The sequence below is a fragment of the Lacticaseibacillus sp. 53-4 genome (genome assembly GCF_016861805.1).
Classification (GTDB): Bacteria; Bacillota; Bacilli; order Lactobacillales; family Lactobacillaceae; genus Lacticaseibacillus.
This window is the reverse complement of record NZ_BOLT01000069.1, coordinates 1-2,939: the sequence shown is the minus strand read 5'-3', so window position 1 is coordinate 2,939 and position 2,939 is coordinate 1. Positions and strand designations below refer to the sequence as shown.

3 protein-coding genes are annotated in these 2,939 nt (G+C 47.3%); 2 read left to right on the top strand and 1 reads right to left on the bottom strand.

The genetic code is table 11. The features are described 5' to 3' along the window. Positions 1 to 414: 414 nt before the first annotated feature. Positions 415 to 912, top strand: coding sequence for a GNAT family N-acetyltransferase (locus tag JUF21_RS11835; protein WP_203624759.1), 498 nt, complete (start codon positions 415 to 417; stop codon positions 910 to 912). Between the two features lie 336 nt (positions 913 to 1,248). Here the strand turns inward: JUF21_RS11835 and JUF21_RS11830 are convergent, their stop codons facing one another. Beyond that, positions 1,249 to 1,878 (bottom strand): DUF975 family protein, encoded by a 630-nt coding sequence (locus JUF21_RS11830; protein WP_203624758.1) that lies wholly within the window; start codon positions 1,876 to 1,878, stop codon positions 1,249 to 1,251. Between the two features lie 780 nt (positions 1,879 to 2,658). Here JUF21_RS11830 and JUF21_RS11825 point away from each other — a divergent pair. Continuing rightward, positions 2,659 to 2,907, top strand: coding sequence for a hypothetical protein (locus JUF21_RS11825; protein WP_203664852.1), 249 nt, complete (start codon positions 2,659 to 2,661; stop codon positions 2,905 to 2,907). The last annotated feature ends 32 nt before the right edge of the window (positions 2,908 to 2,939 follow it).

Below are 2,939 nucleotides of genomic sequence, written 5' to 3'. Positions count from 1 at the left end.
TCAGACATAAAAATGGTATATAAAAAGGAGTTTCGAGGCAAGATGCCTTTCAACTCCAAATATCGTAGCGCCATTTTTTTGCTCTGAATTTAACGTGATGGAATTCCAGTATGATACAGGAGATGGCCCTGAACTGTTATGCTTACTGCAACAATACAGAGTTTTCTTCAATTAAGAATCTCCGGGATTTTTGAGTGAGTCTGAATTACGAATAGGAACGGTTAGACTTGATAATTCAGGGTAGTGCGACTGTAGCTTGGCTATAAAATATGCGACATAACAACGCCTGGCCTGGGGGATGAACAGACGCCTCTCAATGTTATCCGCTGATATGGGACCACAGCGAAGGCCCTCAGGGGGCAGTGCTTTGACCAAGTCAGAAGTTGTTGACGTGCCACCTGAAGGGAGTTATTGATGGAAAAATTATCTTACAGACCAGTTGACGCCAATGACTATCCTGTAATGGCTTCCTGGTACAGGGATCCTCGGGTGATGGCGCCGGTTGGTTTTCCAAATGGAATTATTAAAACTACTGACCGGATCGCGGCTACGGTGGCCCGAGATATGGCGCGTCCGGGCGCGGGCTGGGACATTATTCTGCTCGATGACCAGCCAATCGGTGAATTTATCTACAGGCTCAAAACGCCAGACACGCTGAAGTTTGATATCACGATTGGGGACTTCGATTGCCAGCAAAAAGGCTTTGGAACCCAAGTTCTGCGTGAGCATTTGCCGGCGGTGGCCCGCGCACGGGGCGCGAAACATGTCGTCATCGAGATTGATGCGGCAAATGAGGTGGCCCTGCATGTCTATGCCAAGGTGGGATTCAAGGAAAGTGCTGAGGAGGCAACGACCTGGCGCGATGATAACGGGCAAAGCCATGCCGCAGTGGTTTTAACATTAGTTTTGTGAATTGTGACTTTGTTTCACATGGAACTTATTTCAGCCGCTCTTTTAAAAGACTGAACTATCCTCAATGGACAAGGTCAATTATGCCGACCTGCTTTGCGTTTCATTTGACTTCAAGTTTCACACGAACTCGAGTCGTTATCCGTTATCTGGAACCATAGCTAAACTGGCGACGATAAATTGTGTACCCAAGGACGGCTTTCAAGGCGATAACACGTCTTGTTTAATCTATTTATCCGCAACCGGAAATGGCCTTCAAGTCAGCAAAAATCACCCCACAAACGCAGTGATATGCGCTTGTGGGGTGATTTGAGTACCATGTTGCTGATCCGTAAAGAATTATGCTTGTGTCGTGTCTGATTCAGCAGCTTGCGGCTGGGTGCGGAACTGATCACCAGCTAACTGCCGGTAGTAAGCCGCATTGGTCGCCCGGATGTAAGGCGTGAGCCACAAGTTGCCGAGACCGAAAGGAATGGAGGCGAGGATGCGCCAGCCAATAAAGCTCAGCTGAAGGACAAAATACTCCCATTTGTGGCCGTTCATTAGCTCGCGACTAGCTTTGATGGCATCAGTCGCGCCGATATCGCTACCCGACTCTTGCATGTCCCGTAGGATGTACGGGACTTGTGAGTAGGAAAAGCCCTTGATGATCCCAGGAATTACCAGAAGCAGTGACCAAAGTGCCAGAAAAATCGATGCCAGTAACATGTTCAGGAACACTGCCATTGCATGCGGGCCGGTGAAGGCACTGAAAATGTTATTGAAAACACCATTACCCTTGTCGTCGTGATCGATGAGATGCAGGTACGAGAAGGTGACCCCGGTTGCGACCATCGCGGCCAGAATACCCACTGTGATGCCGCCGACTAAGCTACCCATAATCGCGCCCAGAATGTCCAGGCCAATCGCCCAGCCCCATTTACCGTGCAGCCGGTCTTTGGCCTGCTGCTTAATCTCTGCTCTTGTCATTGATATCCTCCAAATTTATGAAATAACTGCATGAAACTTCACTGAGTATATCAATGTCCATGTTATTTATCCAGAAAAATTTGATTTGACTTATGGCAGAATTAAACGGATCTTTTCGGTGAGTTCGGCTGGAGAAGAAGACGACACCATGACCGTCGAAAAACGCCTGCTAGAATTAGCAGACGATGTTGGATGGTCTGATTATCACAGAAATTGGGACCTAATATTGATTTGTTTATTGGAAAGCTAGTGGTGGGGTCTTCCGAGCGTTAACCTCGGGCCTAAATCGGCAACCGGCTTTTCTGTAATTTCGCGCAACGGGTGAGCCCACTGTTTATTGAACTTGATACTCTTTGGTGCCGATTGTGTCGAATTCTTCGTTAGAAAACTCGAGGGTTACCGGTGCCGTATTAACTAGGTCAAACATCAAAACCGTCTCAACCGTTTTGCCTGGCGATAGTGAGTCGCTCAGGTTATCTTCTTGTGCTTGCGATGAGCTGTTCCCGTTCTCATTCAACTGATACTGGAGAGACCAGAATGTTTTTTCATAGCGGCAGTTTGTCGCTTTGAGTCAGAAATTACGAGCTGCTATGCAACCGCTTTATAATAGCCTATCATGCGGGATTAAACGCCAATGTTTCAACTATTTTCTCTCAGGCCTCGTTTGAGCAAACTGAATCGCCGTGGTGATATACTTTCTTTGATCGCAGCATGACGAGCTATACGTGTATATTCAATACTCACGCTGTCTGTGGTGAGTCAAACAGGAGGTCGGACACGATGCGAGAAAACTATACCCCAGAAGAAGCAAAAGATAATTTTTTGACTATTCTGGATGAGATCAATCACAATCACAAGGTGGTTCATGTGAGTGGCCCGGTTGAGGAAGGCCGAGGGGTGCGAATCATTTGCGATGCGGACTACCGCACGCTTATTAAGGCTTTGTATCTTGCCTGGTACAGTGCAAAGGGAGAACAAATCAGTTCCTCAATTTTCAAGTCAAGTGCAACGGTGATAACGAATCCTTGATAGTGGTCTAGGTTGTTAAGCCATGCGTCGGT